This window comes from Chryseobacterium phosphatilyticum (genome assembly GCF_002899825.2).
Lineage (GTDB): Bacteria > Bacteroidota > Bacteroidia > Flavobacteriales > Weeksellaceae > Chryseobacterium > Chryseobacterium phosphatilyticum.
Genome location: NZ_PPED02000006.1, coordinates 1 through 25,086, shown reverse-complemented (window position 1 = coordinate 25,086; position 25,086 = coordinate 1). Strand labels below are relative to the sequence as shown.

Annotated in this window: 20 protein-coding genes, 3 tRNA genes and 1 pseudogene; 19 read left to right on the top strand and 5 right to left on the bottom strand. The window is 37.0% G+C overall.

Annotated features, from left to right (window positions below; translation table 11 throughout):
* The first annotated feature begins 11 nt into the window (after positions 1 to 11).
* Complete coding sequence (locus C1631_RS20230) at positions 12 to 1,529, top strand: FMN-binding glutamate synthase family protein (RefSeq protein ID WP_103247259.1); 1,518 nt, start codon at positions 12 to 14, stop codon at positions 1,527 to 1,529.
* Between the two features lie 47 nt (positions 1,530 to 1,576).
* On the opposite strand, the gene C1631_RS20225 is transcribed toward C1631_RS20230, so the two are convergent.
* Positions 1,577 to 2,341 (bottom strand): hypothetical protein, encoded by a 765-nt coding sequence (locus tag C1631_RS20225; protein ID WP_109713875.1) that lies wholly within the window; start codon positions 2,339 to 2,341, stop codon positions 1,577 to 1,579.
* A 56-nt stretch (positions 2,342 to 2,397) separates the two neighbouring features.
* On the opposite strand from C1631_RS20225, the gene C1631_RS20220 reads away from it, so the two are divergent.
* Positions 2,398 to 2,835, top strand: coding sequence for an RNA-binding S4 domain-containing protein (locus tag C1631_RS20220; RefSeq protein WP_103247261.1), 438 nt, complete (start codon positions 2,398 to 2,400; stop codon positions 2,833 to 2,835).
* A gap of 21 nt (positions 2,836 to 2,856) precedes the next feature.
* Here the strand turns inward: C1631_RS20220 and C1631_RS20215 are convergent, their stop codons facing one another.
* Positions 2,857 to 3,372 carry a shikimate kinase gene (locus tag C1631_RS20215; protein ID WP_103247262.1) on the bottom strand — a complete coding sequence of 172 codons (516 nt, stop codon included), beginning with the start codon at positions 3,370 to 3,372 and terminating at the stop codon, positions 2,857 to 2,859.
* Between the two features lie 114 nt (positions 3,373 to 3,486).
* On the opposite strand from C1631_RS20215, the gene C1631_RS20210 reads away from it, so the two are divergent.
* From C1631_RS20210 to C1631_RS20200, 3 genes are all read left to right on the top strand, one after another.
* Positions 3,487 to 3,559 (top strand) — tRNA-Lys (locus C1631_RS20210).
* A 38-nt stretch (positions 3,560 to 3,597) separates the two neighbouring features.
* Positions 3,598 to 3,680 (top strand) — tRNA-Leu (locus tag C1631_RS20205).
* A gap of 55 nt (positions 3,681 to 3,735) precedes the next feature.
* Positions 3,736 to 3,808: transfer RNA gene (locus C1631_RS20200), tRNA-Lys, on the top strand.
* 311 nt (positions 3,809 to 4,119) lie between these two features.
* Here C1631_RS20200 and panC read toward each other — a convergent pair.
* Positions 4,120 to 4,968 (bottom strand): pantoate--beta-alanine ligase, encoded by an 849-nt coding sequence (gene panC / locus C1631_RS20195; protein WP_109713873.1) that lies wholly within the window; start codon positions 4,966 to 4,968, stop codon positions 4,120 to 4,122.
* A 171-nt stretch (positions 4,969 to 5,139) separates the two neighbouring features.
* Here panC and C1631_RS20190 point away from each other — a divergent pair, with 171 nt between their 5' ends.
* The 9 genes from C1631_RS20190 (at position 5,140) to C1631_RS20150 (ending at position 15,796) form a co-directional block, all read left to right on the top strand.
* Positions 5,140 to 5,910, top strand: coding sequence for a glycogen/starch synthase (locus C1631_RS20190; protein WP_103247264.1), 771 nt, complete (start codon positions 5,140 to 5,142; stop codon positions 5,908 to 5,910).
* 13 nt (positions 5,911 to 5,923) lie between these two features.
* On the top strand, positions 5,924 to 7,552 hold the full coding sequence (locus tag C1631_RS20185; protein ID WP_109713871.1) for a DUF4270 family protein: 1,629 nt from the start codon (positions 5,924 to 5,926) through the stop codon (positions 7,550 to 7,552).
* A 32-nt stretch (positions 7,553 to 7,584) separates the two neighbouring features.
* Positions 7,585 to 9,438, top strand: a complete 1,854-nt coding sequence (glmS, locus tag C1631_RS20180; RefSeq protein WP_109713870.1) for a glutamine--fructose-6-phosphate transaminase (isomerizing) — start codon at positions 7,585 to 7,587, stop codon at positions 9,436 to 9,438.
* A 108-nt stretch (positions 9,439 to 9,546) separates the two neighbouring features.
* Positions 9,547 to 10,971, top strand: a complete 1,425-nt coding sequence (porK, locus tag C1631_RS20175) for a T9SS ring complex lipoprotein PorK/GldK (RefSeq protein ID WP_103247267.1) — start codon at positions 9,547 to 9,549, stop codon at positions 10,969 to 10,971.
* Positions 10,972 to 11,025: 54 nt separating this feature from the next.
* Complete coding sequence (gene porL / locus C1631_RS20170) at positions 11,026 to 11,724, top strand: type IX secretion system motor protein PorL/GldL (RefSeq protein ID WP_047489234.1); 699 nt, start codon at positions 11,026 to 11,028, stop codon at positions 11,722 to 11,724.
* 52 nt (positions 11,725 to 11,776) lie between these two features.
* Positions 11,777 to 13,369: a type IX secretion system motor protein PorM/GldM gene (porM, locus tag C1631_RS20165; RefSeq protein WP_109713868.1), complete on the top strand. Its 1,593-nt coding sequence runs from the start codon at positions 11,777 to 11,779 to the stop codon at positions 13,367 to 13,369.
* Between the two features lie 20 nt (positions 13,370 to 13,389).
* Positions 13,390 to 14,328 (top strand): type IX secretion system ring subunit PorN/GldN, encoded by a 939-nt coding sequence (gene porN / locus C1631_RS20160; protein WP_103247269.1) that lies wholly within the window; start codon positions 13,390 to 13,392, stop codon positions 14,326 to 14,328.
* A gap of 137 nt (positions 14,329 to 14,465) precedes the next feature.
* Positions 14,466 to 15,500 carry an NAD(P)/FAD-dependent oxidoreductase gene (locus C1631_RS20155; RefSeq protein ID WP_103249337.1) on the top strand — a complete coding sequence of 345 codons (1,035 nt, stop codon included), beginning with the start codon at positions 14,466 to 14,468 and terminating at the stop codon, positions 15,498 to 15,500.
* Positions 15,501 to 15,535: 35 nt separating this feature from the next.
* Positions 15,536 to 15,796: a SemiSWEET transporter gene (locus C1631_RS20150; protein WP_109713866.1), complete on the top strand. Its 261-nt coding sequence runs from the start codon at positions 15,536 to 15,538 to the stop codon at positions 15,794 to 15,796.
* Positions 15,797 to 15,860: 64 nt separating this feature from the next.
* Here the strand turns inward: C1631_RS20150 and C1631_RS20145 are convergent, their stop codons facing one another.
* Together C1631_RS20145 and C1631_RS20140 are read right to left on the bottom strand one after the other, a co-directional pair.
* Positions 15,861 to 16,292 (bottom strand): META domain-containing protein, encoded by a 432-nt coding sequence (locus C1631_RS20145; protein WP_109714080.1) that lies wholly within the window; start codon positions 16,290 to 16,292, stop codon positions 15,861 to 15,863.
* A gap of 32 nt (positions 16,293 to 16,324) precedes the next feature.
* Complete coding sequence (locus C1631_RS20140) at positions 16,325 to 16,717, bottom strand: hypothetical protein (protein ID WP_103249339.1); 393 nt, start codon at positions 16,715 to 16,717, stop codon at positions 16,325 to 16,327.
* 634 nt (positions 16,718 to 17,351) lie between these two features.
* Between C1631_RS20140 and C1631_RS20135 the strand changes: the two genes are divergently transcribed.
* From C1631_RS20135 to C1631_RS20115, 5 genes and pseudogenes are all read left to right on the top strand, one after another.
* The gene (locus C1631_RS20135) at positions 17,352 to 17,738 is read left to right on the top strand and encodes a hypothetical protein (RefSeq protein ID WP_103249340.1); all 387 of its coding nucleotides are present in this window, start codon (positions 17,352 to 17,354) and stop codon (positions 17,736 to 17,738) included.
* Positions 17,739 to 17,890: 152 nt separating this feature from the next.
* Positions 17,891 to 18,973, top strand: coding sequence for an efflux RND transporter periplasmic adaptor subunit (locus C1631_RS20130; protein ID WP_109713864.1), 1,083 nt, complete (start codon positions 17,891 to 17,893; stop codon positions 18,971 to 18,973).
* Positions 18,974 to 18,994: 21 nt separating this feature from the next.
* Complete coding sequence (locus tag C1631_RS20125) at positions 18,995 to 22,186, top strand: efflux RND transporter permease subunit (RefSeq protein WP_109713862.1); 3,192 nt, start codon at positions 18,995 to 18,997, stop codon at positions 22,184 to 22,186.
* The gene (locus C1631_RS20120; protein WP_109713860.1) at positions 22,158 to 23,615 is read left to right on the top strand and encodes a TolC family protein; all 1,458 of its coding nucleotides are present in this window, start codon (positions 22,158 to 22,160) and stop codon (positions 23,613 to 23,615) included. The genes C1631_RS20125 and C1631_RS20120 overlap by 29 nt, the downstream gene beginning before the upstream one ends.
* Positions 23,616 to 24,068: 453 nt before the next feature.
* A pseudogene (locus C1631_RS20115) lies at positions 24,069 to 25,086 on the top strand (T9SS type A sorting domain-containing protein); the annotation flags it as partial.

Genomic DNA, 25,086 nt, shown 5'->3' with positions numbered 1-25,086 from the left:
ATACTACATTCATGAGAGATAAGTTTTTATCTTGGGGAATTGTATTAGTCATTGCTACATGGATTATAGCAATACTGATCAGAGCGCATTATTGGATACCGACGCTGTTATCCGCTATCTATGCATTGGGAGTATATAATGCTTACCAATCGAAACATGCTATTTTGAGGAACTTCCCGGTTCTGGGGTACTTCAGGTACTTTTTCGAAAGTATTTCACCGGAAATGCAGCAATACTTTATTGAAAGGGAAACAGACGGAAAACCTTTTCCAAGAAACCAGCGTTCTGCAGTATACAGACGAGCTAAAAACTTAAGTGATACAGTAGCTTTTGGTACACAATTGGAAGTGAATCAAAGAAAATATGAAGGGATCAAACATTCTATTTATGCGAAGTCACCTTCAGAAGAACTTCCAAGAGTTTGGGTAGGAGGAGAGCAGTGCACACAACCGTATCATGCTTCTCTGTTGAATATTTCAGCAATGAGCTTTGGTGCATTAAGTGACAGGGCTCAGATTTCACTGAACAGAGGAGCAAAAAAAGGGAATTTTTATCATAATACCGGAGAAGGAGGGATTTCTCCCTATCATTTGGAAGGAGGTGATTTATGCTGGCAGATTGGAACCGGATACTTCGGATGCCGAGATGAAGAAGGTAAATTTAACCCTGAATTATTTAAAAAATACTCAACTCTTCCCAATGTGAAAATGATTGAGATAAAATTGTCACAGGGAGCGAAGCCAGGACACGGAGGGGTGCTTCCGGGAGTTAAAAATACTCCGGAGATTGCTGCTATCCGTCACGTGACACCCGGAATGACCGTGATTTCGCCGCCATCACATACTTCTTTCTCCAATGCTGCCGGCTTATTAAAGTTTGTACAGGAGTTAAGAGAACTTTCAGGAGGTAAACCGGTAGGCTTTAAGCTTTGTATAGGAGATACTAAAGAATTTGAAGATATCTGTGTACAGATGAATGTTCTGAAAATCTATCCTGACTTTATCACCATTGACGGTGCAGAAGGGGGAACAGGAGCTGCTCCGCCGGAGTTTTCAGATGGGGTAGGAATGCCTTTGGAGCCAGCCCTGATATTTGTGAACAGAACTTTGAATAATTATAACGTAAGAAATAAATTAAGAGTTATAGCCAGTGGTAAAGTTCTTACCAGTCTCGACATTTTAAGAGCCATTGCAATGGGGGCAGATATGTGCAACAACGCAAGAGGATTTATGTTCTCTTTAGGGTGTATTCAGGCTTTGAGATGTAATTCCAACAATTGCCCTACAGGAGTGGCAACACAGGATAAAATGTTGATCAAAGGACTTGATGTAACGGATAAAAGCGAAAGAGTATATCACTTCCATAAAAATACCCTTCACACCTGCAATGAACTTATTGCAGCTGCAGGAAGAAGTTCTTATGAAGAAGTAGATGCCACTATGTTTATGAGAGGAGATGAATTTGATCATCTTGCAGATTTATACTTCCCTGATATTTTAGGAAATGTCAAACAAAAAGCCAGATCTTAAGAAAGCATAAAAAAACCGTCGTGAGACGGTTTTTTTATTGTATGTTTTTATTGCTGTTGTTCTGGTGTTTGAGCTTGATCAGCTGGTCTGTCTGATCTTCCGTAAATCTGGAAGTTGAACACAAACGATCTGTTTCTGTAAGACATTGTTAAATAAGGATAATGTGGGTTTCTTGCAAAAGCAGCTCTGGAAGGTACAATGATGACACCTTGTAGATTATAGGGAGTTTCACTTGGTAAATTATTGAAAGCACTAAACTTTTGTAATGCTTCTCTGAATCCCGGTATCTGGTAGTACTTTGCTTTTTTTGCATCTGCCAATGTTGCATCGTCCATTACTTTTTTCTTCACATAGTAATACATAGGATCAATAGAAGGAATGGCATATCCGTCTATTGTATTAAAAAAAACAGCCTGAGAGGCAAATGCTACTTTTCCGTCCGTTTGAGCAGCCAGATAAGAATACCCTCTACCCATGATTTTAATAACATCATCCGTTTTAATTGTCTGAGGGGAAGTAGTTGGCTGTGCACCCTCTCTCATGATGTAGATAGTTCCTGAAGGTAATGTCTCATACGGTAATGCAGATAATTTTTTCTCTTTATCGTCGGCAGTATCAGTCGCACTGAAAGGTTTTATATTCCCTTGTACATCAAGATAGTTTTCGTCCATAAATTTCTTAATAGACTGATCATCATAGCTATCCTGAGTAGCAATGTCCGCAGGTTCCTGATAGCCTACCACTTCATCATCTTTTTTACATGCAGAAAAGCATAAAGATCCTACAAGGGTATATAAAAATATTTTTTTCATTTCAAAAAACTTTTAATTACTTTACAAATAATATAACGGCAAAAGTATAAAAAATTATGAGAATAGATAAATTTTTATGGAGCATTCGTTTTTATAAAACAAGAAGTATTGCAACAGAGGAGATTAAAAAAAATAGAGTTTCTATCGGAACCTCTGCCGTAAAGTCATCTAAAGAGGTAAAAGAGGGGGATGTTATCAGGATTCGTAAAAATCAAATCGATTACAAAATAAAGGTTATTCAGATTCCTAAAAGCAGAATAGGAGCAAAATTGGTTCCTCTTCACATTCAGGATGTGACCGATAAAGAACAGTACGAATTACTGAAACTTCGTAAAATGTCACAGGATTACTATCGAAATAAAGGGGAGGGAAGGCCTACCAAAAAAGACAGAAGAGAAATGGATGATTATGTAGGTAATGATATTGCTTCAGATTTTACAGATTGGGATGATTTTTTTGGAGAAACAGATGATGATACAGAAGTTGAAGATTAAAACCGAAATAATAGAAAAGCTCTAGGGATAGAGCTTTTCTATTATTTCGTTGACAATATCTTCCGGTTCGCGGGAATCTGTTCCTACCGTAAATTGAGCTTTACTATAAAACTGATTTCTTTCAAACAGGTGTTTAGCAATGAACTCCGGAAGATCTTCATCAGATATATTGGCAATTAATGGTCTTTTTTCTTTCTGCTTAGACAGTCTTTCCGTTAAAGTACCCACTGAAGTTCTTAAAAAAACACTTTTTGAATTATGGTTAATAATCTCCATGTTATTATAATAAACAGGAGTTCCTCCGCCCAGGCTTAATATTACATTTTCTTCAGAAGCCAGTATCTCTTCAAGGGCTTCTCTTTCCAGCTTTCTAAAATAAATTTCTCCCTTTTTTTCGAAGATCTCGGGGATCGTTAATTTATTCTTTCGGGCAATCTCTTTATCGAGGTCAATTAATTTAAAATTGATTCTTTCGCTTAATATTTTGGAAATGTGAGATTTGCCACTCCCCATGTATCCGATCAGTGAAACTATCATGAATTTTTTTTAAACAAATTTGCGAAAAAGTTTTGAGATAAAGAAAAAAGTCATATCTTTGCACCACTTAAAACAAGGGACATTACTTCAATGAAACTTGATGAGTAAGTGACCGACTCGGTAGCTCAGCTGGTAGAGCAATACACTTTTAATGTATGGGTCCTGGGTTCGAATCCCAGCCGGGTCACAAGCAAAAAAAATTACTGGATTTTTGTAATTTTTATTGCCTGCGTGGTGAAATTGGTAGACACGCCATCTTGAGGGGGTGGTTTCCTAAGGATGTGCTGGTTCGAGTCCAGTCGCAGGCACTGCAAAGAAAATTTAATAATTAATAGTGAAATTTATTTCATTTTAATTGTGGCCGACTCGGTAGCTCAGCTGGTAGAGCAATACACTTTTAATGTATGGGTCCTGGGTTCGAATCCCAGCCGGGTCACAAGTTTACTGAAAAGTAAATTTTTTTCATATTAATATTTTGTGATTTGGTGTTTCAAAGGCTTCCTTCCGGAGGCCTTTGATTTTTGTATTCAAACTGAAAGAACATAAAAATATGAGCGATATTCGTATAACCGGTAAGGATGAGCACGCATGATAGTAGTGGTGATATTGCAACGGGAATATGCTCTGCAGTACTGTTTTTCTCTCCATTGGTTATTGGGCCGGTTGCTCTTATTATTATCAATCAAAAAAAACTCTGACAGTCACCATCAGAGTTTGTATTTTATAAAATATACATATGGTAAGGTCTTAGTCTAAATGCATATTGTCAATTAATCTTACCCCATCCACAACGACTACGATAAAAGCTCTGAAATTTCTGTCTTTATAGAAAAAATCAGTTTCCTGTAGCGTTTTTTCATCTGCTATTAAAAAATATTCCAGTTTCATCCCCTGCTGATTATCAAAAATATCTGTAACTCTTTCTTTGATTTCAGGAATACTGATTGTTCTGAACCAGTCATTTACCTTTTCTAAAGTTTCATAAATGATTTTTGAGGCTTCCCTGCGGTTCTCATGTAATCTTTGGTTTCTGGAGCTCAAAGCCAGTCCGTTGTCTGCTCTGTAGATAGAAACTCCTTTTATTTTGACCGGAAGTTGTGTTTTCTCAACCATTTTCTTGATAATAGCAAGCTGTTGAAAATCTTTTTCCCCAAAATACGCATTGTCAGGTTGTACTTGTCTGAAAAGTTCTTCTACGACAGTTCCTACTCCGTCAAAATGCCCCGGTCTTGATTTTCCTTCCATTTCATTTTCCAGTCCATCAAAATCATAATGCTTGCTTTCTGCTTTTTCAGGATATATATCCGTTACTTCCGGAATATAAACTGCATCTACCAGTCCTGAATTTTCAAGAATTAAAATATCTCTGTTGATATCTCTCGGATATTTCTCAAGATCCTCAGGATTGTTGAATTGAGTGGGATTTACAAAAATTGAAGAAACAACAAGGTCATTTTCTTTCCGGGCTTCCTCATAGAGAGAAAGATGGCCCTTATGAAGCGCGCCCATCGTAGGAGCAAAGCCGATTCTTTTTCCCATTTCCTTCTGTCTTTCAATGAAATCCTTAAGGACTTTACTGTTTTTAATAACTTCCATAGTTTATTTTAATACTAATTCAAAATTACTAAAAATATCACATAATAATATGTGTTTTTAATAATTTGAAAAACGAAAATTTCGTAAAAAAATGTTAATTAAAATAATGTTGGATGTTTTTTTGTAATTTTGCACATTAAAGCATTTTTACAAAAATTAGATAGAAAGTTTATGCCGAATCAAAAAATACTGTACATTACTACAGAGATGTATCCATATCAGGAAGATACAAATATGGCTGCAGTGGTAAACAAAATGGCACTTAAGATGCACAATGAAGGCAATGATGTAAGAGTTTTTATGCCAAGATTTGGACAAATAAGTGAAAGGAAATTCCAACTTCATGAAGTGATCCGTCTTTCAGGAATGAACATTATTATCAATGACCTGGATCAACCCTTAATCATTAAAGTAGCGTCTCTTCCGGGGGAAAGACTTCAGGTATACTTTATTGACAATGAAGAATACTTCAAAAGAAAACAATACTATGTTGACGACGAAGGAAATCCTTTCGATGACAATGATGAGAGAGCTATTTTCTTTGCAAGGGGAGTTATTGAAACCATCAAGAAGCTGAACTGGGTTCCTGATGTAATTCATCTGAACGGATGGATGTCTTCTTTTGTTCCGATTTATCTTAAAACTTATTACGAATCAGATACTTACTTCAAGGATGCGAAAATTGTTCTTTCTCTGTACAATGAGAAAGATGCAGATCTTGATAAAAAGATCGATGAAAAGTTGAAATTTGATAATATTTCAGGATTAAAAGCGTTAGATAACCCAACAATTAAAAGTTTTGTTATCGAAAGTATGAACTATGTAAATACTGTAGTGAAAGGAGATGAGTTTCTGGATGAAGACCTGGATGAGGCTTTCAAAGAAACTGCTACTCAAAAATCTGAGTATCTTGATGTAGATTCTATAAACCAACTTTATTAAAAACACATTTTTAATGACTCATACTCTTAAAAGGACCTTTGCCATGCTTTTACTGGCGATTTTCGGAAGTACAATCCTTTATAACTGTGAACCGGATCCTGACTCTCTTGGAGAGCAGCTGTTTAATAATGATGCAGCAAACGGTGCGGAAGTTTCATATCCTGTTATAGCATACAATGTCAACAATAACGATTCAATCAGAAGTGATGCATCCAAGCTTATCAACTCACTGAACACAACAGGTGGTGGAATCTCTGTTGGAGTATTGGGCGCTTTTAAGGAATCTCAGTTTGGAATGCAGAGAGCTTCTTATGTTACACAGTTCAGAATGCCTACCGATAATTTTGATTTTAACGGTCCAAATGCAAAAGTAGATTCTGTGGTATTGGTATTAAGAACTCCTGCTAATACGGCTGATGATACCTATTATATTAGTGATTCAATCAAAGCACCGGGAGCATATGATAAAAATGACTTCCCGGTAGGTGACGAAAAAGTAGCCGTTTCAATTGAGAAAAAATCATATCCTGTACGTAAATATGGTAACTACAAAACCATTAAATCAATGAAAATAAACGTACATGAAATTACCACCTTCCTGGATACCAATACAGAAAGCCTTACACGTTCCAATCTGAGTGTTGGTCTTGGTGAATTGTTGGGATCAGGTACTTTTGATGGAAATGTAAGTACTGTTACCGTTACGAAAAAATCTGATAATACCAATGTATTTACAGGTAATTTAGGATATAGAATAAAGCTTGATAATACAGCCTTCTTCCAAAACCGTATCATTGCTAAAAAAGGGAAGCCTGAGCTTCAGGATGCCTCAAACTTTGTACGATACATCAAAGGGCTTAGAATTTCTACAGAAAATAATGACGGCTATCTTTTCCAGTTTGCACCGGATGATATGGAATTGATTATGTATTATAAATATGATGTAACCAACAATGGAGTAGTAACTCATCCGCAGACGACATTGAAGTTTAGTATGGGTAGCCCTAATGCCCATGTGGGACAATATGAATATGACAGAACGGGATCCAGTGTTTCTACAGCTTTGTCAAGTAGTGACCCTGTGGGTGGTGATGCCAAGCTTTATGTACAAGGAATGGGTGGACCATCTATAAATGTGAAGATTCCTGATGAAAGAATTGCAGATCTTAAAGCTTCATTTGCAAAAGATAAAATCGGTATTGTAGGAGCGCGAATCAGAGTATATGTAGATCCACAACCTCAAAGCTGGACCAATCTTGCTAATCCGATAACCGGAGATCGTAAGTTTACCCTTGTTCCGATGATTACAAAAGATGGAAAAATAGATCTTACTCAGTTCACATCAGATGCATTAAACGGATTTAATGTTTATACTTATAACAAGTCCCCTGAGTATTATGACTTTGTGATTACAAAGACCCTTAAAAATATTATTGAAGGAACAGGTTCAGACGATGATAAGGTAAACAAACCTTTCCTTATCAATCTAGGTGCATTTGTAAGAAATGCTTCAGGAACCGCTGTTGGTGCTAAGTATACGTCCAGAGCATTTGATATGAGCAGAGCTGTGCTGACGGGTACAACTAAAGATGCGAATCCTAACAAAATTCAGTTGACGGTTACGTACGCGAAGAAAAAATAGAACACAATAAACAACACTAGACAAAAATAAATATGTGCGGAATAGTAGGATATACAGGTTTTCAGGATGCTTATGATATTGTAATCAATGGGCTTAGAAGACTGGAATACAGAGGATATGACAGTGCCGGAATTGTTTTAGAAGGTCCAGACAATAAATTGGAGGTAGAAAAAACAAAAGGCAAAGTTGATGATTTGGTGAATATTTCGAAAGATTTAAAAGGGAAATTTAACATTGGAATGGGACATACACGTTGGGCAACTCACGGAGTACCAAGTGACAGAAACTCCCATCCACATTTGTCAAATAATGGTAAAATAGCAATTGTACATAATGGGATCATTGAAAATTATGATACCATCAAAACAATGCTTACTGAAAAAGGTTATACTTTCAAGTCAGAAACAGATACTGAAGTACTGGTGAATTTAATCCAGTATTTTATGGAGCTGAACCCTGAAATTGACTTCCCGACTGCTGTAAGATATGCATTGAATGAAGTATATGGTGCCTATGCAATCACAGTACTTCACGAAGATTATCCGGGGGTCTTGGTGGTTGGAAGATTAGGATCTCCTTTGGCAATCGGGATTGGTGATAAAGAATACTTTATTGCTTCTGATGCCTCTCCTTTTGTAGAATTTACAAAAGAAGCCATTTACCTAGAAGAAGGGCATATGGCAACAATTTCTCTTGAAAATGGAGTAGATATCAGAACAATTAATGATAACTCAAAAATCGAACCTGAAATCCAGCAGCTTAAATTAAGTTTGGAGCAAATAGAAAAAGGAGGTTACGAACATTTCATGTTGAAAGAAATTTTCGAACAACCTAAGTCTATTCATGATACGATGAGAGGTAGACTTCTTGTAGAGGAAGGGGTTATTAAAATGGCGGGAATCTGGGATCATGTTGAAAGATTCAAAAATGCCAACAGAATTATTATTATAGCTTGTGGAACTTCATGGCATGCGGGGCTTATCGGAGAATATCTTATTGAAGAATATGCGAGAATTCCTGTTGAAGTAGAATATGCTTCCGAGTTCAGATATAGAAATCCTATTATTACAGATAAAGACGTTGTGATCGCTATTTCTCAGTCAGGAGAAACTGCAGATACAATGGCTGCTTTGAAATTAGCAAAAGAAAAAGGAGCATTTATATACGGTATTTGCAATGTAGTAGATTCTTCTATTGCAAGAATTACAGATGCGGGTTCGTATACTCACGCAGGTCCTGAAATTGGGGTAGCTTCTACAAAAGCTTTCACTGCACAGCTTACCATTCTCACGCTTATAGCATTTAAATTAGGAAAACATAACGGTAATTTAGGGAATGCAGACTTTATGAGTCTTATTGCTGAACTTGATGCTATTCCTAAGCGTGTAGAAGAAGTATTAAGCTCCACTCACGAGCAAATTCAGCAGATTGCAAAAGATTTTGTAAGTACTTCGAATTTCCTTTATTTAGGAAGAGGATATAACTATCCTGCAGCTTTGGAAGGTGCTTTAAAATTAAAAGAAATTTCCTACATCCATGCAGAAGGATATCCGGCAGCAGAAATGAAACATGGCCCAATTGCATTGATAGACGAAAACATGCCGATCGTTATCATAGCTCCTAAAAAAGGACACTATGATAAAATTGTGAGTAATGTTCAGGAAATTAAAGCAAGAAAAGGAAAAATCATTGCTGTTGTTAATAAAGGTGACCGTCAGGTCAGCGAAATGGCAGATTATGTAATTGAAATTCCGGAAACCTCAGAATGCTTCTCTCCGATTGTGGCTTCTGTGCCTTTACAGCTGCTTGCATACTACATTGCAGTATATAGAGGTGCGAACGTAGATCAACCGAGAAACCTGGCAAAATCTGTAACTGTGGAATAAAAAAATGTTGTAAATAAAATAAATTTAGATTTCTTCCGTTATTTCAAAAAAAATCTTAAAAGTTTCTTAAAAAAATTATATATTTACGGCTTAATTATAAAAATTAACATGAAAAGGATATTTCTTTTATTATTGTCTGCGTCGGTAGCATCGGTATCTTGTTCAGGTGGTGGCAGCTCTTCTGTAGGGAAGCCTGGAACAAAAGGAGAATTGATACCAAGAGAAAAAACTAAATCATTTGTTGCGGAAAGACCATACGGAATGGTCGCAATTCCTGCAGGTTCATTTGTTGCTGGTTTAGCAGACCAGGATCCAACAAATACACCTGAAAAAGCATCATTGAAGACTGTTACTGTTTCTTCTTTCTTCATGGATGAAGCAGAAACTACCAATGCAGAATACAGGGTATTTATCAATTATGTAAGAGATTCTATCGCGAGAACTTTACTTGCTGAAGCTGCCGGAGAAGGTGGTGACGAAGGCGGACGTAAAGGTGCTGCTATAGGAGATTATGCATACCTTGCTAAAAAAGAAGAAAATTTAACGCCTTATCAGGAATATATGGAAGGCCAGGGTGGCCGGGATGACGGAAGTTATGACGCAAGCAAAAGATTAGACTGGAAAATTCCTTTACACTGGAGTACAACAAAATATCCGGATGTAGAATATGCAGAAGTTTTAGAGTCTATGTATTTGCCGGCTTCTTCCAGAATAGGAAACGAAAGAATTTTAGATGTAAGTAAGCTTAAATATACTTACCGTTGGGGAGATATGGATGCTGCACTTGCAGATAACGAAAGAGGAGCAAATTACCTTAAAAGCCAAAGTATCGCGGTATATCCCGATACTACGGTTTGGGTAAAAGATTTCCACTTTGCTTACAATGAGCCATTATTTGAACAATATTTCTGGCATAAAGCGTACAAAAATTATCCTGTAGTAGGGGTAACCTGGGATCAGGCAAGAGCTTATTGTAACTTCAGATCTAAATTGAAAACTGACTACAACGAAAGTTTAAAAAGAAAAAAACAAAGACCATTGCAGTTTCGTCTTCCTACAGAATTCGAATGGGAATATGCTGCAAGAGGTGGAATGCAAAATGCTACTTACCCTTGGGGAGGTCCATATTTAATGGATGACAGAGGTTGCTACCTGGCAAACTTCAAACCTAAGAGAGGTAATTACATGGAAGACGAGAAAAAAGGTACTTATACATATACAGCTCCAGTTAAGAAGTTTAAGAAAAATGGATTTGGGTTATTTGACATGGCTGGAAATGTTTCTGAATGGACAGAATCTGCTTATAACAATTCTTCATACGGATTCTCTTCTACATTAAATCCTTCTACAAAAGATAAAAAGGATTTGAAAAAATCGGTAAGAGGAGGATCTTGGAAAGATATAGGATATGCGCTAATGACAGGAGCAAGAGATTGGGAGAGAAAAGATTCTGCAAGAAGCTATATCGGATTCAGAACTGTACAGGATATTCCTGAAGCAGCTGTTAAACCAAGAAGAGTTAACAGAAATTAACCAGACAATTATTTTCAATACAATTTTATTTAACATTAAAAAAACTAACTCAATATGTTTAAGACGAAAGATGCTTGGATGAATTTCTTCTATTCATTCGGTGCTGCAATTGTAATTCTTGGAGCTTGGCTTAAAATTACTCACATTACCCTGGGACCTATTAATGGTAATATTGCTCTTACAGTGGGGCTTATTACAGAGGCAATTATCTTTATCATTTTTGCATTCGACCCTCCAAAATCTGAAGAATCTTATGCATGGGAAAATGTTTACCCTGAACTATTAGATAAGCATGCTAACCCAAACCCTTTACATTCTAATGTCTCTTCCAGAAATAACAATGCTGCAGCTCAGTTTGCTGAATTGGAAAACTCTCTTTCTAAGAAATTAGATAAGATGCTTGAGGATGCTAAATTAGATGTTCAGTTATTTGATAGATTAAGAACTGGAATTGATAAATTTTCAAATTCAGTAGATCAAATCAACCAAACTGTGGATGTATCAGCTTCAACTCATAAATATAATGATCAGCTTAATAAAGCTGCCCAGCATATGGAAAGCATGAATGCTTTATATACAATGCAACTTGAGAATGGTAAAAAGCAATCTGAATACGCAAACAAGTATGTTGCTGATATGCAGAAATCCGCAGAGCAATCTGAAAAATTCAACCAAGAGCTGCAAGGTTTAACTTCTAATCTGAATAACTTAAACAGAGTTTATGGTGGTATGTTAACCGCTATGAAGTCTTAATTCCTAACCATTTCTAAATTTAACTACTTAATCAAAAAACAAAGAAAAGAGAATGGCACAAGGAAAACAGACCCCTCGTCAGAAGATGATCAACCTGATGTATCTGGTGTTCATCGCGATGATGGCCCTCAATATTGATGCAGAAATCATCAGATCATATTATGACTCTACCAGAGCATTAAATGAAACAAGAACTTTAACAGAGAAGAAAAACGAAAAGATCTTTGAAAAAACACTTGAAGCTAAAGCGCAGCAAGTTCCGGATACTTATGCAAAACCTTGGGAGGATTACAAAGTATTAAAGAATAAAATTGATATTTTAGTAAAATCAGCTCAGGATATTAAAGTTTTATTAAATAAACAATCTGAGTTTCACGACAAAGATCCTAAAACAGGAAAAGATGTTGATGTAAGTGAAAATTTTGCGGCATTGAATAACAATGAAGCAACTACTGAATACTTCTTTAAAGAAGGAGATGAAAACTCACCTTCAAATAATGCATTAGAATTAAAACGTAAAATTGATGATGTAAGAAATTATATCAATGCAACTTTTGGTAGTAATCCACAGCTTAAAGATTTAGTAGAAAGAGCCAATAAGTCTCTTATTGCAGAGTATCCTAAAGGAAAATCTCCAAATGAAAAGACTTGGTTTCAAAATAAATTTTATCACCAACCTCTGATTGCTGCAATTTCTAATCTGGAGATTATCCAAAATGATGCCAGAAATGTGCAGTCAGATGCATTAGCTTTATTACTTCAGGAAAAAGTAGATGCGAATATCAAATTCTCCAGCTATGAACCAATCATTTCCGGACCTACAGATATTCAGGCTGGTAAGCAGGCTGAAGTGAAGGTAATGTTGGGTACTTATTCTAATAGTAATAAGATTAACATTTCAGGAGTTAGCAGACAAGAAAATGGTAAAGGTATTATTCCAATATCAGGTGCCGGAATCGGAGAACATAAATTGGGAGGAACTATTACTTTAACAGATGCTTCAGGTAAGCCACAAAGTTTCCCTTGGACGCATACTTATAATGTAATTGCAGGACCTAGAGAAGTAAAGCTTGAAAAAGGCTTATTGCTTTCTGCTGATAAAATGAATGTAATGTATAGAGGACTTGAGAACCCTGTTTCAGGATCAATCTTGGGTGCAGACAATTCTAAACTTTCATTATCAGCTCCGGGAGCTTCTGTAAGAAATACCGGACCAGGTAAATGGATTGTAAAACCTACAACAGGTACAACTGTTAAGTTAACATTATCAGGAATCGATCCTTATGGAAAATCAGTATCTCAGGTATTTGAATACAGAATTAAGAATGTACCGCCACCTCAGGGGCAGATGAGAGGTCAGAATGTATTGTCGATGCCGGCAACTTCTATCCCGAATCAGTCTGTACAGGCAGCTATTCCTGACTTTGATTTCCCTGTTTCATTTACTGTAACGCAATTTATGGTAAGAGTACCAGGTAGGGCAGCATTATTAATCCACGGTAACTCATTAAATGATGCAGCAGGATTAGTGAAGAATCTGAGAACCGGAGATGTGGTTTCAATCTTTGATATTAAAGCAACAGCTCAAGGTTTAGAAGGACAACAGATTAAAAATATTACTCCTATATTAATTAATGTTCAATAGGACTAAAATTGTAATTTATTATGAAAAAATATATTAGTACCCTTTTAGTATTAGTTTCGGGATTTGCTTTTTCCCAGACTATTCTGAACGCTTCTTCTCCAGAAGAGTTTAGAAAGATGAGAGAGGAGAACAAACAAAAAGTTGGTGATACTATTATAGATAAAACAGTAAAGCCTCTTGAATATGGATTTGTTGAAGATAAAGATATCCTTAAAAGCATGTTTGTTTGGGAAATCATAGATATGAATGACAAAATCAATCAACCATTCTATTATGACAATCCGGACGGTCTTCTTTCTACTCCTACAAGATCTTTATATCAGTTATTGCTGGATGCAGCATTAACTGGTAAAATAGAGCAGGTGTATGATGATGAGAATTTTACCATCAAACTTTCTCCTGAAGGAATTCAGAAAAGATTGGAAAAAGTAATCATCAATGATGCGGCTATTGATATCCTGAACTCAGGAAGACAATTAACCGAACAGGAGAAAAAACAATATACAGACGTATTTAAGACGACTACTGATAAAGTAAAAGTTCTTAAAATTATGGGAATGTGGTTTGTTGATAAGAGAGATGGGCAGATGAAATACAGACCTCTTGGGATTGCAGCTATGGGACCAGATCCTGCAGTACAGGGAGTTATCGGACCTGATGGAAAGCCTATCGCCGGAAATGACGAACTTATTGACTTATTCTGGATTTTCTACCCTAATGCAAGAGATATCTTAGCAAACAATTATGTGTTCAACAGAAAGAACTCTTCTGCAGATTTGTCTTTCGATGATATCATCAATGCTAGAAGATTCTCTTCGGTAATCTATAAATCTTCAAGCGGTTTAGGAGACGGTACTATTAAGGATTATATCCCTAAAGATGCTGATGATCAGATCGATGAGAGTGACAGAATCAAAAAGCAGATTCTTGAAATGGAAAATGATATGTGGAATTACTAGATTTCACTTGATATTTATACAAAACCTGAGTATTTTTACTCAGGTTTTTTTTATGAAATCGTTTTTTGTTTATTACCCATCAGTAATCAATGACATAGGCGATAGCGTATGACCTTTAAATAAATGAAATTTCTCATATGAAGAATGTAGATTATATTATTGTAGGAGATGGCTATGCGGGGCTTTTTTTTGCCCATCAGCTCATTAAGAATAAGAAATCATTTGTGATCTTTTCTGAAGGAAGAAAAAGTGCTTCTCAGGTTTCAGCAGGAATTATTAACCCTGTTGTTCTTAAGAAATTTACCACATTCTGGAAAGCACAGGAACAGATCGATTTCCTTAAAGACAGTCTCAAAGAAATAGAAGCATATACAAGGAAGAATTATCTTATTGAGGCTTCCATTCATAGAATTTTCCATGATGAAAATGAACAGAAACTATGGCTGAAAAAATCAGGTACCGAAGAATTGTCAGGTTTTCTTGATGAAAATTTCGAGCATTTAGATATCGTAAAAAACGATTTTCAGGCGGGAAAGGTTACTCAGTCTGCCAGGCTTGATGTAAATGGATTTTTCAAGGGTTTATTTGAGTATTTGGAAAATAACAATTTTTTAATCAAAGAAAAGTTTGATTATACTCAGTTGGATCCCACCGGATCATCATATAAAGATTTGAATTTTAAAAATATTATTTTTTGCGAAGGAATGGGAGTGAAAGATAATCCCTACTTTTCAGAAATTGCTGTGGTTCCCAATAAAGGGCATCATATAAAAGCGAAGCTTTCCCAGCCGATTCCGGAAAACATCACTATTAAAAAGAAGCACTTCTTATTTCCCACCGGAAACGGACTTTATTTTTATGGTGGAACCTACGACAGAGATCAGCTTCATCACCATATCGATGATTCAGCGGTCAATCAACTGGTCAACGGACTTTCTGAGTTCTATCCCTATGATTTTGAAGTGGAAGAAGTGCATTTTGGCTTCCGCCCTACTGTAAAAGACAGAAGGCCAATTATTGGAAGACATGCAACATTAAATAATTTGTATGTCTTTAATGGAATGGGGGCCCGTGGTATCCTGAATGGATGCTATTTCTCACGCGATTTATTCCGTTTCATTGAAAACGATATCCCTTTGCATGAAGAAGTGTCATCAAAAAGGTTTCAATAGCATATCTTAGTTAGAGATTCAAAACCATAAAACTTATGGACGTAAATGTATTAGGTATCATTGCCGGTTTTCTTACTTCGGTTTCGATGATTCCGCAGCTTGTGAAGGTTATCAAAGAGAAGAATGTGGAAGATATTTCTCTGGTCATGCTTCTGGTTCTTATTTCAGGACTTTCGCTGTGGGTCTGGTACGGGATAAAAAAAGACGAAATGCCTATTATTTTATCCAATGGATTTGCTGTTCTGGTCAATATCAGCCTACTGATCTGCTATTTTATTTACAATAAAAAGAACTAAAGTTTAACACAAAAAAAGACGCCTCAGAATTGAAGCGTCTTTTTTTTATTTAATTGAAATACGATTATTGAAGAACAAATTTAGCTAAAGGAGCCATTCTTGCTTTATTTAAAGTGAGTGTATTTCCATTGACAGAGTAATTATCTGCTGAAAGTAAAGCTTTTGTGAATTGATTTTCAATATCCAGATCCTCACAAGCCATCATCGTAGACATCCCCTGATTGAATTTAATTCTCATCACATCCTGTTTGATCTCAAAAGTACCTCCTAATCCATTACAACCGGCATGACCTTCATATCTCATTCCGTTCAAATCAAGTTTGAAATGAGGATTGTTTTTTGGATTTTTCAATTCAATAGGTTTCCCGTTAAGCTCTGTAAGCTTCCAGGTCTTTCCTGTAATATCTGTAGTGGGTTTCTGCGCAGTCTGTGTGTTACAAGAAACAAGGAATACAGCAAGGAAAAGAGCTGATAAATAATAATACAAGCTTTTCATAATTTTAATTTTAAACATTTGTTTAATATATGCTAATATGATGCCATTTTAGCGGGGCCCGATTCTTTTTTTGCCTGTTTAAGATGAAACAGAACCATGTCGACATTTTTCTTTAAAAAAGTGATATTGCCTTTAATTTCAGAGTATTGGTACTCTTCATTGGAAGCAGTATACTCAGGTAAAGCATCACTTTTTTTAAGATCATAAGTTTTGCCGTTTAAGTGTATTGTCGCTGTATTTTTGGTTTGGTTGATGGTGACTTCTATTTTTTCACCATAGCTGTCGACATATACGTTTTTGGAAATGTTATCCGTATTTTCAGGAGCAGATGCTGTTATACTTTCCGCTTCCTTGCTCGGATGTTTACACGCTGTTGAGGAAAAGACTGCCAATCCGATAAGGATAGGGGTTAATAAATTTTTCATAGTGATAAGTGATTTTAAAGTGTTTCATGAATTACAGTGTTAATGCTATATAAAAATACGAATATTTTTAATAAAAATATGTTAATTTTAGATAAACTAACAAAGTGCTTTTATTGTATGGCTGTGTAATGCCCATCATAAAACGCTTTTCATGAAATCGAAAAAATAATAATAATTGTTAAGAATTCGGGATTGAAACAGTTAGGAGTATGTATGAGGGAAGTTATTTTTCAATCGCATAAGTAGTTGTTTTTTCATTGTTCATTTGTTGTTGTACTTGCGGCAAAAATAATTCAAAAATAAGAGAATAACAATAGCTGTATGTTAATAAATTGAAATCATGATAAAAGTTAGTTTCTAGTCGTTATGTCGTTCTTTAATAAGTGATTAGTTTGGAATAAAATTCTTTTAAAACGACAAAATAAATTACTTAATTATTGTTGATCGATACAATGACGAAGATAAAAATAGGGGCTTTGTTTTCCGGATCTGTTTTCATTTTTTGTTTTAAAATATATATAAGCAATGTTTGATTTTTATTAAATTATCTGGTTCAGGTTATTTAAATATTCGTTAAATTTTGTTAATCTATTATGATTATATGATAATGTAAATGTACATTTGCAACTTCAAAATGAGAAACTACATCGTATATTTTTTAACAGGTCTTTTTCTGCTCTTTGTAGTAGAAAGCAGGCTTAATGTTAAAACACTTCGTAATGATTATTCCGGTCAGGTTTCTCATCATTTACCCAAAAGGGCCAACCGCCTTAACCAGACCTTTGAAAAGCTTTCCATTCAGCAGGTAGCAGATAATGTAGATAATTCTTCGCTGGAGCTTGTTGAAAATGATTTTCAGTTATCTGATATATTACAAACAATCGCTGTATTTGCAGGTGTTTTTAACCTTATTTACATTTTTGGTTTAAAAAGCTATAAGCGCTTTAGACAGGATATTCATGGTTTCGTTTTTGGTTTTACAACCAAAAGGTTTATTCTGATCCGCTCTATAAGAATTTAAATTTTCAATTTTTCTATTGATTTTCTACCTGTTGCAAGGTGGAAATATTTTGCGTTGTGTATGCAGGTAATCATCACTTCGTCCCTCTCTTTTATTACCATTTTTTATTTCTATTCAAAACATTAACGATTTATACAAACTCTAGAATTATGATGAAAAGAGTTGCCTCAGGCATTGCACTAAGTATTCTCCTATTGGTGGTTAGCTGCAACAAGAAAAAAGAAGAAAAAGAAGAAGCTTCGGTATATCCCGTGACTGCTCCTGTAGTGATGGATACCGTAATCCATAAGGAATATGTAGCCCAGATCCAGTCGGTAAAGAATATTGAAGTACGGGCTCAGGAAAAAGGATTCCTTGAAAAAATATTTGTCGATGAAGGACAGTATGTACATGCAGGACAAACATTATTCAGAATTATGCCTAAACTGTATCAGGCAGAATTATTGAAGGCAAAAGCAGAGGTAGAACAGGCTTCCATAGAATTGAAAAACGCCACTACATTGGCCGGAAATAATATTGTTTCCAAAAATGAAAAAGCAATGGCTAAAGCAAAACTGGATGCTGCCAATGCAGAGATGAAGCTGGCTCAGATTCACTTATCATTTACGGATATTAAAGCTCCGTTCTCCGGGATTATCAATCGACTTCCTCTGAAATTGGGAAGCCTGGTGGATGAGGGAGATTTGTTGACTTCATTGTCTGACAATACCAATATCTATACTTATTTTAATGTTTCAGAACCTGAATATTTAAGCTATCAGACGCATGTAGCTGACAGAGGTACGGATCAGGTATCATTGATCACTGCCAATGGTGAAATCTATCCTGAAAAAGGATTAATTCAAACCATAGAAGGTGAATTTGATAATGAAACAGGAAATATTGCTTTCAGAGCAAAGTTTCCCAATCCCAATAACCTTTTAAGAAATGGTGAAACAGGAAAAGTACAGATGACCATGCCTGTTCATAATGCTTTGATTATCCCGCAAAAAGCAACGTATGAAATTCAGGATCAGAAATATGTATTTATAATTGATAAAAATGGAACGGCAAAATCCAGAAACATCAAAGTAGCATATGAACTTCCGGATCTGTATGTAGTAGGGGCAGGACTTTCAAAAGGAGATCAGATTTTGTTGGAAGGGGTACAGAAAGTGAAAGATGACCAAAAAGTAAAAACAAAATTCCAGGATCCCAAAAAGGTTCTTCAATCATTGAAATTAAAAGCAGAGTAGTAGACTCTAAAATGAAGAAGTATGTTTAAAAAATTCATTCGCAGACCTGTTCTGTCTATCGTAATCTCATTGATTATCGTATTTTTAGGGATTTTGTCATTAGTAAAACTACCCGTGACTCAGTTCCCGTCTATTTCTCCTCCTAAAGTAAATATTACTGCCGAATATCCGGGGGCCAACAATGAACTCTTGATTAAATCTGTGGTGATTCCCCTGGAAAGAGGGCTGAATGGCGTACCGGGTATGAAGTATATGACTTCGGACGCCGGAAACGATGGAGAAGCTTCCATTCAGATGGTATTTGATTTAGGGACGGATCCCAATGTAGCGGCAGTAAACGTACAAAACCGTGTCTCTTCAGTAGTGAACAAACTACCACCACTGGTCGTACGTGAAGGAGTGAAAATTACCCGTGAAGAGCCTAATATGTTGATGTACATTAACCTGTACAGTGATGATCCTAAAGCAGATCAGAAATTCCTTTTCAACTATGCGGATATCAACGTAATGTCTGAGTTGAGAAGGGTAAGTGGTGTCGGATTTGCCGATATCCTCGGAACCAGAGAATATGCAATGCGTATCTGGCTTAAGCCGGACAGACTTACCGCCTACAATATTTCAGCTGATGAAGTGATGGAGTCATTGAATGAGCAGAGTTTGGAAGCTTCTCCGGGAAAAACAGGAGAAAGCTCCGGAAAACGGTCCCAGTCTTTTGAATATGTTTTAAAATATCCGGGGCGTTTCAACAATGAAAAGGATTATGGAAATATTATTTTAAAAGCAAAACCTGATGGTGAGTCTGTACGACTGAAAGATGTTGCAGATATTGAATTTGGAAGTTCAATGTATGATATTTATTCCACATTGAATGGTAAACCATCTGCTGCGATTACAGTAAAACAATCTTATGGATCCAATGCAAGTGATGTTATTAAGAATGTGAAAGCCCTGATGGCAGATCTTGAAAAGAATAATTTTCCGAAAGGGATGCATTATGATATCAGTTATGATGTTTCCAGATTCCTGGATGCTTCCATGGAGAAGGTAATACATACTTTATTTGAGGCCTTTATATTGGTGGCGATTGTCGTATTCCTATTCCTGGGAGACTGGCGCTCAACCTTGATTCCTGCACTGGCGGTTCCGGTTTCACTGGTAGGAACTTTTGCCGTCATGTCCGCATTTGGAATTACCTTGAATATGATCTCGCTCTTTGCTCTGGTAATGGCGATCGGGGTGGTTGTGGATGATGCTATTGTAGTAATTGAGGCTGTGCATGCCAAGATGGAAGAGAAACATCTCTCTCCTTTGAAAGCGACGGAAGAAGCCATGCATGAGATCAGCGGGGCTATTATTGCCATTACATTGGTGATGGCCTCCGTATTCATTCCGATTGCATTTATGTCCGGGCCTGTGGGAGTATTTTACCGTCAGTTCTCTATTACTATGGCCTCTGCGATTATTTTATCGGGAGTTGTAGCTTTAACGCTGACTCCGGCTTTATGTGCTTTAATCTTAAAAAATAATCACGGAAAAGCCAAGAAGAAAACTCCGGTGACCATTTTCCTTGATAAATTCAATACTATTTTCACAAAAGGAGCAGGGAAATATGAGAAGATACTGAATAAAACAGTGACGAAGAAAACCATCACGCTTCCTTTGTTACTGGCATTTTGTGCCTGTACCTTCTTCCTGAGCAACTCCCTTCCTTCAGGATTTATTCCTGCAGAAGACCAGGGGATGATTTATGCCATTATTCAAACGCCTCCGGGATCTACTCTGGAAAGAACAAATCAGATTGCCAGGGAACTTTTGAAAGAATCTGAGGACATTGACGGGGTTCAATCTGTTTCTTCACTGGCAGGATATGAAATTTTAACAGAAGGAACCGGATCGAATTCAGGAACCTGTCTGATTAACCTTAAAAGTTGGGAAGATCGCAAGGAATCTGCAGCAGAGATCATCGAACAGCTGGAAAAGAAAGCGAAGAATATTCCGGGAGCCAATATTGAATTTTTTCAACCGCCATCAGTTCCGGGATATGGAGCTGCCGGAGGTTTTGAGCTTCGTTTACTGGATAAAGCGGGAAGTGGAGACTACCACAAGATGGAACAGGTGAGTAATGATTTTGTAAAAGAGTTGAAAAAACGTCCTGAGCTGGGATCAGCATTTACATTCTATTCTGCAAGTTTTCCACAATATATGCTTAAAGTAGATAATGATCTCGCAGAACAAAAAGGGGTAACGATTGCGAAAGCTATGGATAATCTATCTACCCTTATCGGTTCAAACTATGAGACGAGTTTTATTCGGTTTGACAGACCTTATAAGGTGATTGTACAGGCGGGACCTCAGTATCGTGCCTTGCCAACAGATTTATTGAAGTTGTATGTGAAAAATGATAAAGATCAGATGGTTCCTTATTCAGATTTTATGAGGCTTGAAAAAGTATATGGATTATCGGAAATCACGAGACATAATATGTATAACTCTGCTGAAGTGAGTGGTACTCCGGCATTGGGGTATAGCAGTGGTCAGGCGATTAAAGCCATTCAGGAGGTTGCTGATAAAACCCTTCCGAGAGGCTTTGGAATAGACTGGGCAGGGATTTCAAAAGATGAAGTAAGCCGTGGAAATGAAGCCGTTTTTATTTTCCTTGTATGTCTGGGCTTCGTGTATTTGATTCTTTCCGCACAATATGAAAGTTTTATTCTTCCGCTTCCGGTTATTTTATCACTTCCGGTAGGTATTTTCGGAGCCTTTTTATGCTTGAAACTTTTAGGACTGGAAAACAATATCTATGCGCAGGTGGCAATGGTTATGCTGATCGGGCTTTTAGGGAAAAATGCCGTATTGATTGTAGAATTTGCCGTACAGAAGAAGGCAGAAGAAGGTATCCCTGTAGCACAAGCTGCTATTGAAGGAGCTGCCATCCGTTTCCGTCCGATTCTGATGACCTCTTTTGCATTCATTGCCGGGCTTATTCCTTTGGTGGTTGCTACAGGACCGGGAGCTGTCGGGAACAGGACGATTGGGACCGCTGCAGCGGGAGGAATGCTGATCGGAACTATTTTCGGGCTTATGGTTATTCCGGGATTGTATTATATTTTCGGAACCATTGCAGACAAATCGAGACTGGCAAGATATGAGGAAGAAAATCCTTTAACAGAACAAACTGAACCTTATGAACATGATGGAAAATTCGAAGACTAAAAATATAATCACCACCATTGCTTTATCTCTTGTTCTGGCAAGTTGTAAAGCCCCCATGGCGACAGTCATAAAAGACGAGGTAAAAGAAACAATACCTCAAAACTTCAATCAGGAAGAACAGCAGGATGCCAGCCAAAACAGCGGAACAACACCCTGGAGACAGTTTTTTACCGATCCTAATCTCGTAAGTCTTATCGAAACGGCTTTAAAGAATAATCAGGACTTGTTGATTACCCTTCAGGAAATTGAAATTGCCAAGAGTGGTGTTTTAGCTAAAAAAGGGAAACTGAGCCCTACGGTTTCGGCTTCTGTAGGTGCGGGATTGAAGAAAGCAGGTCGTTATACCAGTGAAGGAGCCGGTGATGCGACTACAGAAATTGAACCGGGAAGAGAAATGCCGGATCCGCTGGGGAACTTCGGAGGAGGCTTAATGGCCAACTGGGAAATAGATATCTGGAAAAAACTCAGAAATGAAAAAGAATCGGCCGTAGCTCATTATCTTTCTACTGTAGAAGGAAAAAACTTTGTACTGTCTAATCTTATTGAAGAGGTTGCTGATGATTACTATGAATTACTGGCTCTGGATAATCAGCTGGACATTATACAGCAGTATATCAAGCTTCAGCAAAAAGCGTTGGAAATTTCCAGAATTCAGAAAGAAGCAGCTGCAGCCACGGAGTTAGCCGTAAAGAAATTTGAAGCCGAGCTTGCCAAGTCAAAAGCAGCAGAATATACCATCCGTCAGCAGATTACAGAGAAAGAGAATGAGATCAACGCATTGCTGGGAAGGTATCCGCAACCGATTGTCAGAACAAAGGAAAGCTTTATGTCGACCATTCCACAAACTATTTATACCGGAATTCCGTCTCAACTTCTGGCAAACCGTCCGGATATTAAGCAGGCAGAACTGGAATTAAAAGCCTCGAAGCTGGATGTGGAAGCAGCAAGAAAAGAATTTTATCCTTCTCTGGAAATTTCTGCGACATTAGGACTTGAAGCATTTAAACCTTCTTATTTGGTTAAAATGCCTGAGTCTATTGCCTATAACCTTGTTGGAGAACTGGCCGGGCCACTGATTAACAAAAGTGCGATCAAAGCCAATTTTCAAACGGCAGATGCAAAACAGGTTCAGGCATTGTATGAATATGACAAGACGATTTTGAATGCTTATCTGGATGTAGCCAACTTAATGTCGAAAATTAAAAATATTGATCAGTATTATCAATTGAAATCTCAGGAAACAAAAGCCCTGGATCAGTCTATTGATATTGCGAACCAATTGTTCCGAAACTCCAGAGCAGATTACCTTGAAGTTCTGTTGAACCAAAGGGATGCGCTGGATGCTAAAATGGATCTGATAGAAGCCAAACAAAAGCAACTGAGTACGGTAGTGGATATCTACAAAGGCTTGGGAGGTGGCTGGAAATAAAACATCATAATTCAGTCAATAAACAGTTAATGTTTTGAGGGGGTAATTCTTTGGAGTTGCCCTCTTTTTTTTATTGCGTCACGTTTTGTCGTCTTCGGGGAGTATTTTTGATTAAGAATATGATGATGAGTACTAAGCTATTGATTGTGAGATTTGTCAGTATGTTTTGTACCACAAAAATGAGTAAATTTGCGGAAAATTAATAATTGAATGCCTCTCAAAAATAACAGACGAATGAAAAAACACTTTAAGATATCCCTTTGGGATGTATTTTTCCAGCTTACTTAGTATAAAAACAACGGTGTAAACTTGTATACTCAACGAGGTTTCCGGACTTTCTGAAAGCAAAATCCGGTTATTGTATACTATTGCATATAAAAATTACAATAAAAATACACAGTAGATTATTGTTTAAAATCGTAATTAATCCTATTTTTTCAAAAAACAAAACATATGAAAAAAATTTATCTCGGTGCATCTATAGTATGTGCAGTTGTAAAGATGTCGGCACAGGAAGTCCTCTGGCAAAAAGACATCAAATCCTCTACCCAGGATTTTCTAAGCCAGGTGACCACTACCATTGATCAACAGTATCTTATTACAGGGAGTTCTATTCAGGCCGGAAGCGGGAAGCTGGAGGCTGGAAGACCGTCCAACAACGGCTATGATTTTCATCTGGTAAAACTGAACCAACAAGGTGAACAGGCCTGGGAGAAATATTTCTCGGGAACCAACCATGACTATTTATCAGCTACCGTGACCACTCAGGATGGTGGTTTTTTACTAGCGGGAACCTCTTATTCCGGAAAGGGATTAGACAAAAAAGATGATTCCAAAGGCGGAGCTGATATCTGGCTGATCAGAATCAACGAATTTGGGGATGAATTATGGCAAAAAACATTGGGAAGTACGTCCGATGAAGAAGCCAGAGCAGTGATTCAAACCACAGATTTAGGATTCTTTGTGGCCGGAAATATCCAAAACTCATCCAAAGGCTATGGTTCAAAAGACGTCTGGATCACCAGACTCGACAAAGACGGAAAAGAACTTTCTCAATTGATTTTAGGCGGGAAAGGTCTGGACGAAGTTGAAAAGATGATTCCAACCAGAGATGGAGGAGCGTTATTGGGAATGTATTCGAGGAGTTCAGAGGTTCGTGATTCGGGTTCCGGGGTGCGTGATGCGAAGTCTGTTACTTCAGACCTGAATATCAAAACCCCGAATCCCGAATCCCGTTACTCAAAATCCAGCAGCAATTTCGGGGAAGGTGATTACTGGATTATAAAGCTTGACAAAAACGGAAAAGTAGAATGGGAAAAGAACTTTGGAGGGAAAGGCGATGATCATATCAGGACATTGGCTCTAACTTCTACAGGATTTGTCATTGGTGGTGAATCCAGATCGGAAAGATCAGGAAACAAATCCGTAGGCATCGAAGAAGGAACTGATCTATGGTTGATTGCCCTAAACG